The organism is Nocardia puris (assembly GCF_003315035.1).
Taxonomy (GTDB): Bacteria; Actinomycetota; Actinomycetes; order Mycobacteriales; family Mycobacteriaceae; genus Nocardia; species Nocardia puris.
On the sequence record NZ_QNRE01000017.1, the window covers coordinates 143,845 to 161,639 of the forward strand.

Here is a 17,795-nt window from a genome sequence, read left to right on the forward strand (position 1 = left end):
CGCCCAGGTGCTGCGCGACCAACACACCCAGCTCGCCGAGCAGCAGCGCCGTCACCTGATCCAGCTCGAACGCCAGAAGACGAAGCTGATCGACGCTTACATGGCCGACGCGATACCGGTCGAAGACCTCAAGACACGCCAGGCTGCCGTGATGGCCGAGATCGCGGACGCGCGGCGGCTCATCGCGACGGCCGACATCGAGCTGAATGAGCTGAATACCCGCCTCGACGTTGTACTGGGCCTGCTGACGCATGCCCGCACCCTCTATGACCGGGCAGACGGCACCGCCCGCCAATTGCTCAACAGCGCCATGTTCGCTTGGCTCACGATTGACAGCCACGACGTTTTAGATGCTTCGACCAGAGCCACAGGCAGCAGTGGCTGGACGCCGCAGGAACCCGAACTCGCGGGTGGGGAGCTGAGCGAGGTGGTGGGGGCGGTGTTGAGGTACCACCCGGATGTTAGTGGCACGACGGACACACCCCAGATCCACAACAACCCCCATCTTGGCGGGCTGGGGACGTTCCGACGAGCACTGTCCGCACAGCCACATCATGGAGACGGGATGGCTTCCGGGGCTGCTACGCGCCCTGGCGGGCGTACAGCGACCGGACGAGACCACGGCGCAGTCCTAGCGCCCGAAACCGGTACAACCAGGCGAAACGGGCAGAAATACGGAAACAAGGCCGGACACGACGAAACCCCGGCCAAACTTGTGTTTGACCGGGGTTCCAACGTGTACTACTTGGCGGTGGCGGAGGGATTTGAACCCTCGGAGGGGGGTACCCCTCACACGCTTTCGAGGCGTGCTCCTTAGGCCGCTCGGACACGCCACCGCCGACTAGGGTACCCGAACCGGGGCCTATCGCTAAATCGGGTGGTCAGACGGGTGGCGGCGGGTGCGGAAGAAGGTGTCGAGGAGGGCGGCGCATTCGGGCTCGAGCACGCCGCCGCGCACATCGGGGCGGTGGTTGAGGCGACGGTCGCGCACCACGTCCCAGAGGGAGCCGACGGCGCCCGTCTTCGGCTCCCACGCCCCGAACACCAGGCGGCCGACGCGCGCCAGCACCAGCGCGCCCGCGCACATGGTGCACGGCTCCAGCGTGACGGCCAGGGTGGCGCCTTCGAGTCGCCAACCGTCGCCGTGGATTTCGGCGGCGCGGCGCAGCGCCAGCACCTCGGCGTGCGCCGTGGGATCGCCCAGTGCCTCCCTGGCGTTGGCGGCGCGCGCCAGCTCGCGCCCCTCGGCGTCGAAGACCACCGCGCCGACCGGCACGTCGCGCGGATCGGCCGCGGCGGCGGCCGCCAGCGCGGCGCGCATCATCGCCGTATCGGACACCAGCGGATTCTCCGGCAGCGCGTTCATGCCGCCGATCACCGTGGCAGTTTGTCCAGCACCGCCGAGAATTCGCCCGCGAAACCGAGCCGCTGCGCGATCATGCCCAGTTGCTCGTCGGGGTACAGGTCGGTCTCGGCGAGGATCACGCTGAGCACCGGCTCCGGCAGGCCCAGGTCGGCGAGCACGCCGAGATCGCCCTCCTCCCAGGGGTCGACATCGTCCAGTTCGTCGGGGTCGATATCGGGGATCTCGACGTTCAGCGCGTCGAGCACGTCGGCGGCGATGTCGTAATCGATCGCGGCCGTGGCGTCCGACACGAGCAGCCGGGTGCCGCTCGGGGCGGGCCGCACGACGATGAAGAACTCGTCGTCCACGTCCAGCAGCCCGAACACCGCACCCGAACTGCGCAAAGCCTTCAACTCGTTTTCCGCGGCGGACAAATCGGTGAGCGCCGCCGAACTCAACGGGCTGCACCGCCATTTACCGTCTTCGCGGACAACCGCCACTGCGAACCCTTCCACGTCGTCGTAATCTTCCGACGCCGCCCTGTTCGTGCCCGAGCGCTGTGCTGCCATGGCCGCAACGGTAGTCGGCTCGAGCTCAAATGATGAAGTCGTGTGCGAATCTGTTCGGGTGACTGGCGAGCGGAAAGCACCGGTGTGTGTCCTCGGCACGGGATTGATCGGCGGATCGCTGCTGCGCGCGGCGGTGGCGGCGGGCTATCCGGCGTTCGGATACAACAGATCGCGGCCGGGCGCCGAGGCGGCCCGCGCCGACGGATTCGACGTGGACACCGACCTGCCCGCCGTGCTCGGCCGGGCCGCCGAGGCGGACGCGCTGCTGGTCGTCGCGGTGCCGATGCCCGCCGTGGCGCACATCTTGTCCTCGATCGCCACCTTCGCACCGGGCTGCGCGCTCACCGATGTGGTGAGCGTCAAGGCCCCGGTCGCCGACGCGGTGCGCGAGCACGGGCTGGCGGCCCGCTACGTGGGCGGCCACCCCATGGCGGGCACGTCGGAATCGGGCTGGCAGGCCACCGACGCCGAGCTGTTCCGCGGTGCGGTGTGGGCGGTCGGCGTGGACGAGGGCACGCACGCCGACCCCTGGCGGCGGGTCACCCGGCTCGCGCTGGATTGCGGTTCGGTGGTGGTGCCGGTGGTGGCGGCCGAGCACGACCGGGCGGTCGCGCGCATCTCGCACCTGCCGCACGTGCTGGCCGAGGCGCTGGCCGCCTCGGGCGCGGCGGGCGGGCCGCTGGCGCTGGGCCTGGCGGCGGGGTCGTTCCGCGACGGCACCCGCGTCGCCGCCACCGCCCCCGACCTGGTGCGCGCCATCTGCGAACCCAACGCGGGCGCGTTGCTCGAAGTCCTCGACGAAACCCTCGACGCGCTCACGGCCGCCCGCGCCTCACTGACCGAGCGGGGGTCGCTGGCCGACTTGGTGCAGGCCGGGCACGACGGGCGCCTCGAGTACGAGACGGTCGACCGCTGGGAGATCACCGACGTGCGGATCGGCGACCATGACTGGCTCGAGCGTCTGCGCGCGGCGGGGCAACGCGGTGGCGTGATCACGAAACCGCTCGACTGAGCTGGTCCTATATCAGATGCGCTCGGCGAGACCGGGATAGTCGAGCAGGAACCCGTCCTCGTCCACCGTGACGGTCGCGCTGGAGACCGGCGACAGCACGCTGATGCCGTCGGCGGCGCTGCTGTAGACCAGGCTCGCCTCCTGCACCAGCAGGTCGGGCAGCCGCACGTACACCACGGGGACCTGCACGTCCTCCACGGCGTGCTGGAGGCCGAAGCGGCGGATCGGCAGCGTGTTGAAGAACGGGCTCAGCACCACGTCCACGTCCAGGGCGCCGGCGAAGGTGGAGCGCACGTGGCTGCCGCCCGCGTCCACCAGCCAGTAGTTCTCCTCGTCCCTGGCGATGGAGGCGTGCCGCTCCCCCGCCGCGGTCGTGGTGCGCAGGGACAGTCGCTTGGTGGCGCCGTTCTCGTCGGTGACCAGGTCGTAGGACGCGCTGAAGGCCGGGTGGTCCTCGCAGTCGCCGCCGATCATGCGGCCCGCCGCGCGAATGCGGTTGCCGTTCAACGTCACGCGCACCGACTCCATCCGTGTCGCGTTGTGCGCTCGCCACGTGAGAATCGAGGGCCACCGGGGCGCCGCCGGTGTGCCGTCGAGATCGGGGGCAGGAATGGTCACCCATCTACGGTAAGCGACAAACGCGCCGTCGTAGCTATACGCCCGCCCGCATCACCTCGGCCCGCCGCCCCCGGCACCGGCCATCACCTGCGAATCCGCGGGCGCCGACCACACGTGCGCGCCGCGCCCCGGGCGCCTGAGCGCGACCGGGTAACGCAGGACACGTGCCCGCTCGGCCTGTCGGGTCGTTTGGATTCCGGAATCCAGCGGTACAACGGAAGGATGAAGGCTTCGAAGCTGTGGACCGTGGTCGTCGGCGCTCTCGCTGCCTGCATCGCCTTCGCGCCACCCGCAGGCGCGGCGCCACGGGTGGCGGGCGAGACGCCGCTGGCGCCGCGGGTATCCCAGATCGACGTGTATTCGCCGTCGATGGACCGGGTGATCCCCAACCGGGTGATCAAGGCGGCGGGCGCGGGGGCGCCCACGCTGTACCTGCTCACCGGCGCGGGCGGCGGCCAGGACGGCATCTCCTGGTGGGACGACACCGATGTGGTGCAGTTCTTCGCGGACAGGAACGTCAACGTCGTGATGCCGGTGGGCGGCCGGTTCAGCCTGTACACCGACTGGATCGCCGACGATCCCGCGCTCGGCCGCAACAAGTGGCAGACCTACCTCACCGCGGAACTGCCCGGCGTGATCGACGCGCACCTGGGCGCCAGCGGGCGCAACGCCATCGCCGGTGTGTCGATGAGCGCGGCCTCCGCGCTGGACCTGGCCATCCAGGGCGGTCCCCGGTACCAGGCGGTCGCCGCCTACAGCGGGTGCCCGTGGTCGTCCGACCCGCTCGGCATCGCCCTGGCCAGCGCGCAGGTGCTGCGCGGCGGCGGCAACCCGGTCAACATGTGGGGCGTGCCCGGTGGTGCGGGCTGGCGGGCCCACGACCCGTTCCTGAACGCGGGACGCCTCGCGGGCAAGACGATCTACCTCTCCGCCGCCTCTGGCATCCCGGGCGTCATCGACGAGGGCGGTGTCCCCGCCCCGCCCGTCGAGGCCATCGCCAGCGCCTGCACCGGCGCCTTCGCGGGCCGCCTCGCCGAACTCGGCATCCCCGCCATCCACCTCAACCGCGCCGTCGGCTCGCACACGTGGGGCCAGTTCGAGACCGACCTGCACGACTCCTGGCCGCATCTGGCCCGCGCCATCGGGGCGTAGACCGAGACGACAGGCCGCCGACTACACCAGCGACTCCCGCCACGCGGCGTGCAGCGACGCGAAACGTCCGGTGCCCTCGATCAATTCGCCGGGCGGTCCGTCCTCCACCACGCGGCCCCGGTCCAGCACGAGGACGCGGTCGGCGATGGCGACGGTGGAGAGCCGGTGGGCGATGATGACGGCCGTGCGGTCGCGCAGCACGGTCTCCAGGGCGCGCTGGACCTGGCGTTCGCCGGGGATGTCCAGGCTGGAGGTGGCCTCGTCCAGCACGATCACCGCCGGGTCGGCCAGGAAGACGCGCGCGAACGCCACCAGCTGCCGCTGGCCCGCGGACAGGCGGCCGCCGCGCCTGCGCACGTCGGTGTCGAATCCGTCGGGCAGTGCCGTGACGAAGTCGTACAGCCCGACCGCGCGGGCGGCCGCGCGCACCTCGGCGTCGGTGGCCTCGGGCCTGCCGAGCCGGATGTTGTCGGCCACCGATCCGGAGAACAGGTACGACTCCTGGGTCACCATCACCACGTTGCGCCGCAGGTCGGCGTCGCTCAGGTGGCGCAGGTCCACGCCGTCCAGGGTGACCGTGCCGCCCGACGGGTCGTAGAACCGGGTGAGCAGCTTGGCCAGCGTCGATTTGCCCGCACCCGTCGCACCGACCAGCGCGAGCACCTGCCCTGCCGGAATCTCCAGCGAGAACTCGGGCAGCACCGGCCCGCGCGCGTCCGGCGCCGCGCCTGCCGGGCCGGGTGCGCTGTCGTAGCCGAACCACACGCCGTCGAGCCGCAGCGTGCCCTTCGCCTTCTCCAGCGGCACCGGATCCCGCGGTTCGCGCACCGTGGGCTCCTCCTCCAGCACGCCGGAGATCTTCTCCAGCGCCGCGGCCGCGGACTGGTAGGAGTTGAACACCTGCGCGAGTTCGTCGAGCGGACCGTAGAACTCGTTGAGGTAGAGCAGATACGCCGCGAGCACGCCGACGGCGAGGTTGCCCTCCATCACCTGCCACGCGCCCACCACGATGACGACCACCGTGGTGAGGTTGCCCAGCAGCCGGGTGAGCCCCGCGTAGTCGCCCATACCGCGCATGGCGGCGATGGTGGCCGTGCGGTATTCGGCGTCCTCGGCCGCGAGCATCGACTCGTTGCGCCGCTCGCGCCGGAACGCCTGCACCGCGCGCATACCGCCCATGGACTCCACGAACTGCACGATCACCTTCGCGATCGCGCCGCGCGTGCGCCGGTAGCCGGCCCGCTGCCTGCGCTGCGCCCAGCGGGTAACCAGCACCAGCGGCACGAATCCGGCCAGCACGATCAGCGCGAGCGTCTGGTCCAGGTAGATCAGCAGCGCCGCGATGGTCACCACCGACAGGATCGCGCTCAACGCCTGGTCGAGCGCGCCCTCCAGCAGTTCCTGCAGGGTTTCGATATCGCCGGTGAGCCGGGCGACCGCCTTGCCCGAGGTGTACTTGTCGTGGAACGACACGCTCTGGCGCTGCATGTGCTCGAACAGCCGCACCCGCAGGTCGAACAGCACGCTCTGGCTCAACCTGCCGGTCAACCGCAGGAACCAGTACGTGGTGAACGTGCCAAGCGCGACGGTGCCGAGGTAACCCGCGACGGTCGTCGCCATGGGCGTCCAGTTTCCTTGCGCGCCTTGGGCGATACCGTTGTCCAGCCCGTAGGCGATGAACAGCGGCCCCGACACCATCGCCGCGTTGTCCACGACGACCAGCACCAGCGCCAGCAGCACCTGCCTGCGGTAGGGCCGCACCAGATCGAGCAGCAGCCGCCGGGATCGCTCGGCCAGCACCAGGTTTCCGGTCTGAGTGACCTCCTTGTCCTCGCCCGCGATACCGCGCCAGTCGGCCACCTCGTCGCGCTCGGTGCGCGAATCGGGTTCGGCGGGTTCGTCTTTGGTCACGGTGTCGGTGGTCATGGTTCACCTCCCATCAGTTCTCGGTAGCGGGCGTTGTGGCGGAGCAGGTGTTCGTGGGTGCCCTCGGCGGCGATGCGCCCGCCGTCCAGCAGCGCCACCCGGTCGGCCAGCGCGGCGGTGGACGGGCGGTGCGCCACCAGCAGCGTGGTCGCGCCCGCGAGTACGGTGCGCAGCCGTTCCTGCACGCGCTCTTCGGTTTCCACGTCCAGCGCCGAGAGCGGGTCGTCCAGCACGACGACGCGGCGGCGGTCCTCCTCCCCGGCGCGAGTGAGGACCGCGCGGGCCAAGGCCAAGCGCTGCCGCTGCCCGCCGGACAGGCTCATGCCCTGTTCGCCGATCCTGGTGTCCAGGCCCCACGGCAGCTCGTCGACGAAGTCCGTCGCCTGCGCGACGTCGAGCGCGCGGCGCACGTCGTCGTCGGTGGCGCCAGGATCGCCCAGCGCCACGTTCTCGCGGACGCTGGCCGAGAACAGCACCGGCTCCTCGAACGCCACCGCGACCAGCGAGCGCAGATCCGCCAGCCGCAGCGAGGCGATGTCGACGCCGTCGATCTCGACGGCGCCGCCGGTCACGTCGTAGAGCCGCGGAATCAGTTCCAGCAGCGCCGATTTGCCGCTGCCGGTCGCGCCGACCAGCGCCACCGTCTCGCCGGGGCGCACCGTCAGGTCCACGCCGGCGAGCACCTCGCGCCCGGCCGGTTCGCCCTCCGCGGGCGGGAACGCGAAACGCACGTCGCGCAAGGTCAATTCGCCCTCGACGCGCTCGGGCAGCGGCACCGGATGCTCCGGATCGGTGATGTCGAGCGGAGTGTCGATGATCTCCCAGTACCGGTCGGCGGCGGTGCGCGCGTTATTGAGCTCGGCCAGCAGGAAGCCGGTCCAGATGATCGGCCACTGCAGGAAGGTCGCGAGCGTGATAGCGGCCACCAGCGTGCCGAGCGTCATCGCGCCGTTCGCCACCGCGTAACCGCCGAAGCCGAGCGTGAAGACCAGCGCCAGCTGCGGTATGCCCACCATGGACGACCACAGCGTGGCGCTCAGCCGCGCCTTGAGCAGTTCGGTGCCGCGCAACGCGCGCGACTGCTGGGTGAACCGGTTGCCGAAGAACAGGCCGCGCCCGAACGCCTTGAGCACCCGTACGCCCTGGGTGGATTCCTCGGCCGTGGTGGCCAGATCGCCCGCCTGGTCCTGGGACCGCCGCGAGGCCACCTCGTAGCGCTGTACGAACCGGACGCACACGTACGCTGTCGGCAGCGCGGTGGCCGCGAACGCCAGCCCGATCTGCCAGCTCTGCGCGAACAGCACCGCCACACCGATCGGCAGGATCGACAGGTTGATCACCAGATACGGCCCGGCGAACGAGACGAACCGCCGCAGGGTGGACATGTCCTCCACCGCGCGCGAGAGCAACTGACCCGACTCCCACGCGTCGTGGCGCCCGATCGACATCGATTGCAGGTGCCGGAAGATCTTGGCGCGCAAGGTGATCTCGACGGCGGTGGCGGGTTTGGCGACCATCCAGCGCCTGCCCCACACGCCCAGTGCCTCGAGCAGGCCCAGCACGGCGACGAGCAGCACCGGCAGCACCAGCCCGCCGGCGTCGCGCCGCGCGATCGGTCCGTCGATGATGCGGGCCACCACCAGCGGGATGACGATCGCCGTACTCATGGCGAGGATGGCGAGCACGGTCGCCCCGATCAGCGGGGCGCGGTGCGGCCGCAGGTACGGCAGGAACCGGCGTAGCGAAGCGAGGCGGCCCGGCCGGGTGGCGGCGGGCCGCTCGAGTCTGTCGGCCTCCGATTCGGCCGACGGCAGCTCCAGCGTGACGGACAAAGCTCCCCCTCACGGTTGCGATGGATGGCGGTGTCGTGGAAAGCGGCGCCCGGTGATGTTCCCACCGGGGTCCGACAATCCAGGGTGGCACCGCACCCAGCTCCAGCCAACCGATTTTTCGCCCCCGCCGAAGGCGTTGGCTTACACCCCCGCCCCTTCGGGCTCACGGTCCAACGCGTCCGGGAACGCCTGCTGCCGGTACCCGCCGCGCAGCGTGCCCTCGATATACGCGGTGCGGCACGCGCGCCGCGCGATCTTGCCGCTCGACGTGCGCGGGATCGACCCGGCGGGCACCAGCAGCAGGTCGCGCACCGCGACGCCGTGCCGCTGGGCGATGGCCGCGCGCACGGCGTCGGCGATGGGCTCGGCGTCGAGTTTGGCCGCGCCCGTGGCCCGTTCGGCGACGATGACGAGTTGTTCGGCGGTGTCGTCCGCGTCGCAGCGCGGCCCACTGTCACCGGGCTGTTCGAACACCTCCACCGGCAGCTGGTTCGCGGGCACCGAGAACGCCGCCACGAAGCCGGGGCGCAACCCGGTGTGCGCCTCCTGCGCGGAGTACTCGAGGTCCTGCGGGTAGTGGTTGCGGCCGTCGACGATCACCAGGTCCTTCACCCGGCCCGTGATGTACAGCTCACCGTGGTGGTAGACGCCGAAATCGCCGGAACGCATCCACTTCGCGTCGGCCGGCGTGCCCTCGGCGTGGCTGCGTCCCGGCTGACGGCGGGCCAGCCGGTTGTGGAACGTCGCCACCGACTCCTCGGGCCGCCCCCAGTACCCGATGCCCATGTTCTCGCCGTGCAACCAGATCTCGCCGACCTCGCCGTCGGCGCGCTCCTCGCCCGTCTCCGGATCCACGATCACGGCCCACTGCGACAGCGCCACGTACCCGCACGAGACCTGCGCGATCGCGTTGTCCGTGCCCGGTTCCACCTCGACCATGCGCCCGGCGTTCAGCTCACCGCGATCCACGTAGACCACCTTGGCCCGGTCCTGCGCCTTGGTCGCCGAGACGAACAGCGTGGCCTCCGCCATGCCGTAGCAGGGCTTGATCGCGGTCTCGGGCAACCCGTACGGCGCGAAGGCCTCGTTGAACTTCCGCATCGACGAAACCGACACCGGCTCACTGCCGTTGATCAGTCCGATCACATTCGACAGGTCCAATTCCTCGCCGGCCTTGGGCAATCCGCGCGCCGCCGCGTGCTCGAACGCGAAATTCGGTGCGGCGGCGAAGGTTCCGGCGCCGTCGGACACGGCGGCCAGCTCCTTGATCCAGCGGTAGGGCCTGCGCACGAACGCGCTCGGCGACATGATCGTGATGAACCCGCCGCCGATCGTCGGCAGGATCACGCACAACAGGCCCATATCGTGGAACAGCGGCAGCCAGGTCACACCGCGCGAGTTCTCGGTGACGCCGATCGCGTCGATCATCTGCATCAGGTTGGTGCCCACGGCGCGGTGTGTGATCTCCACGCCCGCAGGGGTTCTCGTGGAGCCGGAGGTGTATTGGAGGTAGGCGATGCTGTCGAGATCGATGTCGGGACGCACCCAGGTGCGGCCCACCTCGTCGGGGATCGCGTCGACCGCGATGATGCGCGGGCGCTCGAGGGCGGGCAGGTGCCGGAAGAACGCCCGCACCCCGGCCGCCGCCGACGACACGGTGAGGATCGCCGACGGGGTGCAGTCGGTGAGCACGGCGCGCAGGCGGTCGGTGTGGCCCTGCTCCTCGGGATCGAACAGCGGCACCGCGATGGTGCCCGCGTAGACCGCCGCGAACAGCGCCACCACGTAGTCCAGGCTCTGCGGGGCCAGAATCGCCACCCGCCGCCCCGGCTCGGTGACCTGCTGCAACCGGGCCGCCACGGCGCGCAGCCGCACGCTGAACTGGCTCCAGGTCAGTTCGATGTACTCGCCGTCGCGCTCGCGCGAGTAGTCGATGAATCGGTAGGCGAGACCGTCCGGGTTGGCGGCGGTGTGCTGGTCGACGAAGTCGATCAGGGTCCGCTCGCCCCGGATCCTGATATTGCCGTGCTCGTCGAGATATTCGTCGAAGGTCTCGCGGATCATCGCCCTATCCTTTTCCCATGCACGCACGTACCCGTGCGGTGACACCGAACACAGATCGACACCGGAGCGACGGGTAGGCTAGCAGGTCCCCCGGTCGGAGTCATGCCGTGGACGCATGACTCAGTACCTCCCGAAGGCGATCGCGACGTTGTGACCGCCGAAGCCGAACGAATTGTTGACCGCGTAGTCGATGCGCCCCTGCCGGCAGCCGCCCTTGACGATGTCCAGGTCCACCTCGGGGTCCTGGTTCTCCAGATTCAAGGTGGGCGGCACGATCCCGTCGCGCACGCTCAGCACCGTGAGCACCGATTCCAGCGCGCCCACCGCGCCGATCGAATGCCCGAGCGCCGACTTCGGCGCGTACACCGAGGCGTGCGAACCGACGGCCTTGCCGATCGCGCGCGCCTCGGCGGTGTCGCCGATCGGGGTGGCGGTGGCGTGCGCGTTGATATGGGAGACATCGGTTTTCGACAGACCCGCGGTTTCGAGCGCGCGCGTCATCGCGCGGGCCGCGCCGGTGCCTTCCGGGTCGGGCGCGACGAGGTGGAAGCCGTCGGAGGTGACGCCCGCGCCGAGCAGCCTGGCGTGGATGGTGGCGCCGCGCGCCTTCGCGTGCTCCTCCGTCTCGAGCACCATCATGGCGCCGGCCTCACCGAAGACGAAGCCGTCGCGGTCCACGTCGAACGGGCGGGAGGCGGCCTTCGGCTCGGCGTTGCGGGTGCTCATGGCGCGCATCATGGTGAACGCGGCGATCGGCACCGCCTGGATGGACCCCTCCACGCCGCCGGTGACGACCATGTCGGCATCGCCCATCACGATCATCCGCCACGCGTTCGCGATCGCTTCCGAACCCGACGAGCACGCCGACACCGGCGTCGAAACGCCCGCCCGCGCACCGACTTCCAGCCCCACGCAGGCGGCGGGGCCGTTCGGCATGATCCACTGCACCGACAGCGGCGACACCTTGCGGTAGCCGCCGTTGTGGAACTTGTCGCGGGCGTCGATGAGCGCTTCCGCACCACCCAGCCCGGTGCCGATGGAGACGCCGAGGCGGTCCTTGTCCACCTCGGGACTGCCCGCGTTGCGCCATACTTCGCGACCCAGCACCGTCGCCATCTGCTCCACGTAGGCCAGCCTGCGCACCTCGCCGGGCTCCAGGCAGGAGGCGGGGGTGACCGCGAGGTGGCCGCCGATGCGCACCGGCAGCTCGAACTGGTCGATGAACGAATCGTCGAGCACGTCGATGCCGCTCTCGCCGTTGAGCAGGCCCTTCCAGGTCGAGTCGACATCGCCGGCGATCGAGGTGGTGGCCGCGACGCTGGTCACCACGACATCCGGGAAGCCACGTTTACCGGACGGAAGCTGCATCAAGACTCACTTTCCTGACGTCACACGAGGGGCGGGACTGCGCATACGACGCATCGGCGTCGCAGGGCCGAGCAGGAAGAGAAGCCGTGGTCGTGAACCGGCCGATAGGCATTATGTGGGAGACCGGGCCCGCGCGCAGCAAGACACGCGAATCCGCGGTCTGACCTGGGGGTGTCGCCGTCGGCCCCGAACATGTCGGGCCCGGCCGACCGCTCGCGCAGGTCAAGTGGGTGGGCTCGGCGGGCTCGGCTGGTCGCCGCGGCAACCCTCGAGTAACGTGCTGGACGGGCGCGGTGCGCGGACTCGGCGCCCGTCGTGGGATCGCGAGAAGGGACGACTGTGACGGGCGGGCGAATGGTCGGGCTGTTCGCCGGGATCGGCGGGCTCGAACTCGGGCTCGGCGCGCACGGCTGGCACACCGATCTGCTCTGCGAAATCGAGCCGGGGGCTCGGGCCGTGCTGGCCGCGCATTTCACCGACGTGCCACTGCACGGTGACATCACCAAGTTGCGCGCCCTGCCCGCCGGAACCGAACTGGTAGCGGCCGGTTTTCCCTGCCAGGACCTGTCGCAGGCGGGGCGCACCGCGGGGATCACCGGGCAGCGGTCGGGTCTGGTGGACGAGGTGTTCCGGCTGGTGCGCCGCCAGCGCGGCCCGCGCTGGCTGCTCATCGAAAACGTGCCGTTCATGCTGCAATTGGGGCGCGGTGCCGCCATGCGCCACATCACCGCCGCGCTGGACGAACTCGGCTACACCTGGGCGTACCGGGTGGTCGACGCGCGCTCGTTCGGTTTGCCACAACGTCGCCAGCGGGTGCTGATGCTGGCCTCGCGCACCGAGGACCCGCGCCGCGTGTTGTTCGCCGACGACGCGGGCCCGCGCGAAGTCGGCGACGCGGGCAGCGATCCGTGCGGGTTCTATTGGACCGAAGGCGTGCGCGGGCTCGGGTGGGCGGTGAACGCGGTGCCAACACTCAAGGGCGGGTCGGCGCTCGGTATCGCCAGCCCACCAGCGGTGCGCCTGCCCTCGGGTGAGATCGTGACGCCAGGAATCACGGATGGCGAACGGCTGCAAGGGTTTTCTACCGATTGGACCGCGCCCGCCACCACCGTCCCCAGCATCAAGCAGGGCCACCGCTGGAAGCTCATCGGCAACGCGGTGAGCGTGCGGATGGCGGACTGGGTGGGCGATCGCCTCACCGATCCGCGCGACCCGATCCCGCACTCCGAAGAACTGCGCCCCGGCCAGCCCTGGCCCACGGCCGCCTGGGGGCGCGACGGCACCGCCTACCGGGTGCCTGTCTCGACCTGGCCCGTGCACCAGCCCTACGAGGACCTGAAGAACTTCCTCACCGACTCGCGCCTGCTCTCCGCCCGCGCCACCGCCGGCTTCCTGCGCCGCGCGGGGAGAGGCAACCTCCGCTTCCCCGAAGGGTTTTTGCTGGATGTGGAGCAGCACCTGGATCGCATGGGCGGCTGGGCGGCATGAGTGCGCGGGTCCGCGCCGGGCACGCTAGGGCCGGAAAGACTCCGGCATGAGCGAACGGCCCCGCACCGACGCCGCGACCAGCGCGCGCATGGCGCGGCAGCGGCGCACGGGCACCGATCCCGAACTCGCGCTGCGCCGCGAACTGCATCGCCGCGGGTTGCGGTACTTCGTGGACCGCGCGCCATTACGCGGACAGCGCCGCCGGGCCGACGTCGTCTTCCCGCGCCTGCGGGTCGCGGTCTACGTGGACGGCTGCTTCTGGCACAGCTGCCCCGACCACGCCACCCACCCGAAGAACAACGCCGCATGGTGGGCGGAGAAGCTGGCGGGCAACGTCGCGCGGGACCGGGCGACCGACGCCGCGCTGCGGGAGGCGGGGTGGACGGTGGTGCGCGTCTGGGAGCACGAGGACCCGGCGGTCGCCGCCGATCGTGTGCAGGACGCGTTGGGGAAGTAGGGACGCGAGCCGGGCCCTGACCGTCGCCGAGCAGCGGATCCATCTGCGAGGCATGGCCTGCGCCGCGCACCGGGAGCACGCACGCGAATGTGCCCGCCTCCTCTACCGTCGCGACGATCGCCCGTACCGGCTCGGCGGGCTGCGACCCCGTGGGCACGGCCACCGTGGCGCCCCCGCCGACTCGACCGTGATCACCTTCTGTGCGGGTGCCACTCTCCGGCCGGGCACATTCACAAAGGACTGAGACCGACCTCACGGACCCACATGGTCGAGCGCCGTCGACCTACCGGTTGCGGACGCGTACCAGACTGCGGGGCGCGTTGGCAGCCACGTAGCTGGACAGCGCCATGGCGGCGAATATCGCGAACCCGGCGATCGCTGTCGCGTATCCGATCATGGGTGGACCTCCTTCGTGAGCTTTCCGACCAGGCTGCCCGCCGGACCTGACAACAAGCTGTGCGTCCGGTGTCAAACCTGTGCGAACCGCCGGCGCACGGGCGCGGACCTACGCGAATTCAGCGAGCAGGTGTCGCGGCTGGTAAGCGCCTCGGCGGGAGCTGGTGCGCCCGGCGGCTCTCCGGCAACACGCGTGCGTGATCGGACGGCGCCCGCGGTTCGGCCGGGAACAATGGCGGAGGTGACCGAGAGCCGAGGTGCCGATCGGGTGCGCGTGGGGTCGTGGCTGATCGCGGCGGCGATCGCGCTCGCCGGGCTCTGCTACTCGTCGTGGGTGCTGGAGTTCGTGCTGCCGATCGATGCCGACCCGGTGAACTCCTTCCTCAGCGAACTCGACGCCGAGGGCAAGCCGTACCGGGAGGTCTTCGCCACCGGCGACAAGTTCGCCGGGTTCCTGCTGATCCCGGCGGCCGTCAGCGGACTGTTGCTGTTCCCGCGCCGCAGGCTCAGCACCGTCGGCTGGGTGGCGCTCGGCTGCTTCGGCGCGGCGACCATCGCCGACGCGCTGCTCCCCCTGCGCGACTGCACCCCCGGCGAGAGCGGATGCGGCGACCCGAGTGACCTGTTCCCCCAACTGCACCAACCCCACGCCCTCACCTCCACCCTCGCCGTCACCTCCCTCGCGATCGCGGTCTTCGCGTTCAGCCTCGCCGCCTTCCGCTACCACCGCTGGCGCATCCTGCGCGAATTCGGCCTGGTGGCACTGGTTCTCGGCGCGGCCGCCACCATCTGGATGCTCGTGGCCGACAACCTGCCCGGCGACTACGCCCTCGGCATCGCGCAGCGAATCCAGGTGGGGTCGATGTCGGTGTGGTTATTGACGCTGGCCGTCGCGGTGGTGCTGGAGGGGAGGCGTTGAGGGTGCGCGTCGGGCGCCGTCGTACAGGGGACGGGGCGACCGCGCGTCAGGTATGGGGCCGACCGCGCATTCGACGCGGCGGGGGCGACACGCATTCGACGGTGGCGAGCATTGACGCGGGCCAACCGCGAGTTCGGCGGGGCGAGCATTGGGCGGTCGCGCCAAACAACGAGTACCGGTACCAGGCACGGCGGTCAGCGGTCCGGTCCGAAGCACACGGCAGGTCATCGGACCGACCGCCGACAGCGCGCGATCTGAAGCGCTCGCCAGTCGAGTAGCGGGTGTGGCCGGTCCCAGGCGGAGATGTCGGCCAGTACGTCGCGGGTGGTCGCGGTCGCACTGCCGACGCGGCGAGGCGCGGCGGAATCGGACGGAATGCGGTGGCCGGATCGGTCGCGGATGATGAATGCTGTCGGCATGGGTGACCGTGTGAACATCTCGTCCGCTTCGGATTTCGAGGATGTCGTGGGGTATTCGCGGGCGGTGCGGGTGGGCGATTTCGTGGCCGTCAGCGGGACCACGGCGGCCGCGCCCGGCGGTGGTGCGGTCGGTGGCGACGACATCGGCGAGCAAGCGCGCGAAGCGTTGCGGCGGATCGCGGCCGCACTGCGGGAGGCGGGCGCGGACCTCGGCGACGTGGTGCGCACCCGGATCTTCGTCACCGATATCGCGCGCTGGCCCGAGGTGGCCGCCGCCCACGCCGAAGTGTTCGGCACGATCCGGCCCGCCGCGTCGATGTACGAGGTCCGCGCCCTCATCGCGCCCGAGCTGATGGTCGAGATCGAAGCCGATGCGATCGTGAACGGGTCGGCCCCGTAGCCGCGATCACCGACGCGCCACCCGAGGCCCTGCCACCGGGATACCTAGGCAGGGCCGCAGTCATCGCCACGCCACCCGAGGCCCCGGCTATCAGGATGCCGAGGCCTGGCTGCGGTGAACGCGATCGACCAGCGCCGAGTGCTGGGACCTGCGGGCCGAGGCCGGGCCGCGGGTCTGGTCGTGGACGGCCGCGCGGCTAGGGGTGGCCACCGACGTCGCCGGCAGTGCTCGAGCCAGGCCCGCACAACGACGTCCGAGCGGTATGCGCCCTCCCGGTAGGGTCGAATTGTGACCACCGATACACCAGACGTCCTCCCCCTCGCGCTGCTGGATCAGGTCGCCACCGCCACGACGCGCCTGCTCGACACCGCGCGGACCCTCACCGACGCCGACGTGATCGCCCCGTCCCTGCTGCCGGGCTGGACGCGCGGCCACGTGCTGGCGCACCTCTCGCGCAATGCCGACAGCCTGGTGAACCTGCTCATCTGGGCGCGCACCGGCATCGAGACCCCGCAGTACGCGAGCCCGTTCCTGCGCGATTTCGACATCGACGCCGGCGCGCCCCGCCCCCTCACCGAACAGGTCATCGATCTGGAAGCCTCCGCGGCCCGCTGGTCGGCCCTCGCCACCACCGCGCCGCCACAATCCTGGCGCGCCACCGTGCGCACCCGCGCGGGCCGCGCCATCCCCGCCGCCGAGGTGCCCTGGATGCGCCTGCTGGAAGTCGAAATCCACCACGTGGACCTGAATTCCACCTACACCCCCGCCGGCTGGCCCACCCCCTTCGTCCACCGCACCCTCACCCAAGCGACCACCGACCTCGGCCGATCCATACGGTCCCCCTTCACAATCCGCGCCACCGACACCGACTTCACCACCACCCTCGGCCCCGGCACCCCCACCCACACCATCGAAGGCCCCACCCCCGCCCTCCTCGCCTGGCTCATAGGCCGCTCCCCCGGCACCGACCTCACCGGCGACCTACCGAACCTCCCCGCCTGGCGGTAAGTGAGGTACCGGTCTGTCGACCGGGGTTTACGCCGTTGGGGCACAACATAGTTCGATGGGATACACGGCACGTGCTGCTGGCATACCTCGACGAATCCTTCGACAAGGGCGAGTACAGGATCGCCGCTGTCATCTGCCCCTCCTCGGAGGTGCTGAGTCTCGGTGCCGAGTTGGACGCGGTCGTGGAGAAGGCCGCGGCGACGTGGTCGACCGATCCGCGTGCCGAACTGCACGGAAACGATCTGGTCCAGGGCAAGAACGACTGGGCGCCGGTCAAGAAGCAGGTCCGAGCACGTATCGGCGTCTACCACAACGCGCTGAGATCCACCGCGTCCACTCCGGGACTGCGCCTCGTGCTGCGTGGCGTGGACCGGGAGGCACTGGTCCGCCGATATGCCAAGCCGTACCACCCGCACCGCGTCGTACTGGAACACGTCCTCCAAGCGGTCGATTCCCACGCACGCAGGCTGGGCAGCCGGTGCTGGTCATCGCGGACGAGGTCGAGAATCAGGACAGTCACCGCAAGAGCCTGTGGGAATTCCAGCATGTCGGCACGGCGGGCTGGGGCGGACCCACGACCAAACCGCACGTCCCCACAAACGCACCCCCCACATAGGGGGGCCGGGGGGCGAAGCCCCGCCGGGCGGGGCGCGGGGGCTGCGCCCCCGCAAAACACGACGAAACGAGAACCGGCCCACGCCCGTGGTGGGCATGGACCGGCTATCGAGTGAAGTGCGCCCGGAGAGACTCGAACTCCCAACCTTCTGGTCCATACTGGCCGAGTCCGGGAGCGGCGCGAACATCGTTCCGCTGCACCGCCGC

Annotated in this window: 14 protein-coding genes and 1 tRNA gene; 7 read left to right on the forward strand and 8 right to left on the reverse strand. The window is 70.5% G+C overall.

The window, feature by feature from the left end:
- Positions 1–746: 746 nt before the first annotated feature.
- The 3 genes from DFR74_RS30675 to DFR74_RS30685 all read right to left on the reverse strand — a co-directional run bounded on the left by DFR74_RS30675 (position 747) and on the right by DFR74_RS30685 (position 1,914).
- Positions 747–836: transfer RNA gene (locus DFR74_RS30675), tRNA-Ser, on the reverse strand.
- A gap of 32 nt (positions 837–868) precedes the next feature.
- A complete protein-coding gene (locus tag DFR74_RS30680) occupies positions 869–1,324 on the reverse strand; it encodes a nucleoside deaminase (RefSeq protein WP_195126182.1) in 456 nt (151 codons plus the stop codon).
- A gap of 50 nt (positions 1,325–1,374) precedes the next feature.
- The gene (locus DFR74_RS30685; RefSeq protein WP_067507904.1) at positions 1,375–1,914 is read right to left on the reverse strand and encodes a tRNA adenosine deaminase-associated protein; all 540 of its coding nucleotides are present in this window, start codon (positions 1,912–1,914) and stop codon (positions 1,375–1,377) included.
- Between the two features lie 58 nt (positions 1,915–1,972).
- On the opposite strand from DFR74_RS30685, the gene DFR74_RS30690 reads away from it, so the two are divergent.
- Positions 1,973–2,926: a prephenate dehydrogenase gene (locus DFR74_RS30690; RefSeq protein WP_067507906.1), complete on the forward strand. Its 954-nt coding sequence runs from the start codon at positions 1,973–1,975 to the stop codon at positions 2,924–2,926.
- Between the two features lie 12 nt (positions 2,927–2,938).
- On the opposite strand, the gene DFR74_RS30695 is transcribed toward DFR74_RS30690, so the two are convergent.
- Positions 2,939–3,544 carry a putative glycolipid-binding domain-containing protein gene (locus tag DFR74_RS30695; RefSeq protein ID WP_084537506.1) on the reverse strand — a complete coding sequence of 202 codons (606 nt, stop codon included), beginning with the start codon at positions 3,542–3,544 and terminating at the stop codon, positions 2,939–2,941.
- A 222-nt stretch (positions 3,545–3,766) separates the two neighbouring features.
- Here DFR74_RS30695 and DFR74_RS30700 point away from each other — a divergent pair, with 222 nt between their 5' ends.
- Positions 3,767–4,696 (forward strand): alpha/beta hydrolase, encoded by a 930-nt coding sequence (locus DFR74_RS30700; protein ID WP_067507910.1) that lies wholly within the window; start codon positions 3,767–3,769, stop codon positions 4,694–4,696.
- Positions 4,697–4,717: 21 nt separating this feature from the next.
- Here the strand turns inward: DFR74_RS30700 and DFR74_RS30705 are convergent, their stop codons facing one another.
- The 4 genes from DFR74_RS30705 to DFR74_RS30720 all read right to left on the reverse strand — a co-directional run bounded on the left by DFR74_RS30705 (position 4,718) and on the right by DFR74_RS30720 (position 11,886).
- Positions 4,718–6,622 carry an ABC transporter ATP-binding protein gene (locus DFR74_RS30705; RefSeq protein ID WP_067507912.1) on the reverse strand — a complete coding sequence of 635 codons (1,905 nt, stop codon included), beginning with the start codon at positions 6,620–6,622 and terminating at the stop codon, positions 4,718–4,720.
- On the reverse strand, positions 6,619–8,454 hold the full coding sequence (locus DFR74_RS30710; RefSeq protein WP_067507914.1) for an ABC transporter ATP-binding protein: 1,836 nt from the start codon (positions 8,452–8,454) through the stop codon (positions 6,619–6,621). Before DFR74_RS30710 ends, DFR74_RS30705 begins: the two co-directional genes overlap by 4 nt.
- Positions 8,455–8,595: 141 nt before the next feature.
- Positions 8,596–10,518 (reverse strand): long-chain-fatty-acid--AMP ligase FadD32, encoded by a 1,923-nt coding sequence (fadD32, locus tag DFR74_RS30715; protein ID WP_067507916.1) that lies wholly within the window; start codon positions 10,516–10,518, stop codon positions 8,596–8,598.
- Between the two features lie 120 nt (positions 10,519–10,638).
- Positions 10,639–11,886 carry a KasA/KasB family beta-ketoacyl-ACP synthase gene (locus DFR74_RS30720; protein ID WP_067507918.1) on the reverse strand — a complete coding sequence of 416 codons (1,248 nt, stop codon included), beginning with the start codon at positions 11,884–11,886 and terminating at the stop codon, positions 10,639–10,641.
- 354 nt (positions 11,887–12,240) lie between these two features.
- On the opposite strand from DFR74_RS30720, the gene DFR74_RS30725 reads away from it, so the two are divergent.
- From DFR74_RS30725 to DFR74_RS30745, 5 genes are all read left to right on the forward strand, one after another.
- Positions 12,241–13,374 carry a DNA cytosine methyltransferase gene (locus DFR74_RS30725; RefSeq protein ID WP_198161719.1) on the forward strand — a complete coding sequence of 378 codons (1,134 nt, stop codon included), beginning with the start codon at positions 12,241–12,243 and terminating at the stop codon, positions 13,372–13,374.
- 46 nt (positions 13,375–13,420) lie between these two features.
- Positions 13,421–13,831, forward strand: a complete 411-nt coding sequence (locus DFR74_RS30730) for a very short patch repair endonuclease (RefSeq protein ID WP_067507922.1) — start codon at positions 13,421–13,423, stop codon at positions 13,829–13,831.
- A 637-nt stretch (positions 13,832–14,468) separates the two neighbouring features.
- The gene (locus DFR74_RS30735; protein ID WP_232331718.1) at positions 14,469–15,146 is read left to right on the forward strand and encodes a DUF998 domain-containing protein; all 678 of its coding nucleotides are present in this window, start codon (positions 14,469–14,471) and stop codon (positions 15,144–15,146) included.
- 417 nt (positions 15,147–15,563) lie between these two features.
- Positions 15,564–15,965, forward strand: coding sequence for a Rid family hydrolase (locus DFR74_RS30740; protein WP_067508100.1), 402 nt, complete (start codon positions 15,564–15,566; stop codon positions 15,963–15,965).
- 288 nt (positions 15,966–16,253) lie between these two features.
- On the forward strand, positions 16,254–16,973 hold the full coding sequence (locus DFR74_RS30745; RefSeq protein ID WP_067507926.1) for a maleylpyruvate isomerase family mycothiol-dependent enzyme: 720 nt from the start codon (positions 16,254–16,256) through the stop codon (positions 16,971–16,973).
- The last annotated feature ends 822 nt before the right edge of the window (positions 16,974–17,795 follow it).